The organism is Methylomonas rivi (assembly GCF_024505165.1).
Classification (GTDB): domain Bacteria; phylum Pseudomonadota; class Gammaproteobacteria; order Methylococcales; family Methylomonadaceae; genus Methylomonas; species Methylomonas rivi.
The window spans coordinates 1-741 of sequence record NZ_JANIBK010000360.1 but is presented as its reverse complement, the minus strand read 5'-3'; the positions used below and the strand labels follow the sequence as shown (position 1 = coordinate 741).

At 63.8% G+C, this 741-nt stretch carries 1 protein-coding gene; it reads right to left on the bottom strand.

The window, feature by feature from the left end; translation table 11 throughout:
• A partial coding sequence (locus NP596_RS21740; protein ID WP_256617457.1) for an asparagine synthetase B family protein occupies window positions 1-741 on the bottom strand: 741 nt, incomplete at both ends.

Sequence of the window (741 nt, the reverse complement as noted above, 5' to 3'; positions counted from 1 at the left end):
GTCCGGCTGGCCCGGGCGGCCATGGCGCTAATGATGCTGCTGTCCAGCCCGCCCGACAGCAGCGTAACGCTGGGCGCGTCGGAGCGCAACCGCAAACGCACTGCATCGGCGATCAGCTCCCGCGTGCGTTCCGGTTCGAGACGGTTGTCCGGGGACGTTTCCGGCCACTGGTGGTAAGGTTTGCCGTGCATGTCGCCCTCGCCGTCCAGGCGCATCAGCCAACCCGGCGGCACCGAGTGAATGCCCTGGAAGAAGGTACCGCGGCCGTGGTCGGAAACGCCGGTCATCAGGAAATCGAACACCGTCTTGGGTTCGGGCGGCGGGTAAGCGCCCATGACCGAGGCGATGGCGCGAATCTCGCTGGCCAGGATCGTCAGTTGCCTGTCGCCTTTATTGTCTCTGGCATAGTACAACGGCTTAACTCCCAAGCGGTCCCGGCAGCAGATCAGGCTGCCGCTGGCGCGTTCCAGCAGGACGAGCGCCCACATGCCGTTGAAACGTTCAAAGGCGGTCTCGCCCCAGATGCGCCAAGCCTGCAAAACAACCTCCGTGTCGGTATCGGTGCGGAAAACGCAACCTTGCATTTCCAACGCTTGCCGCAATTCGATGAAGTTATATATCTCGCCGTTGAAAACCAGGATATTGCCGGTGACCGGGCAGGTCATGGGTTGGCGTCCGGCCGGGCTCAAGTCGAGGATGGACAGGCGCCGGTGGCCGAGAAAGGTCGGCGGCCGGGCGCCG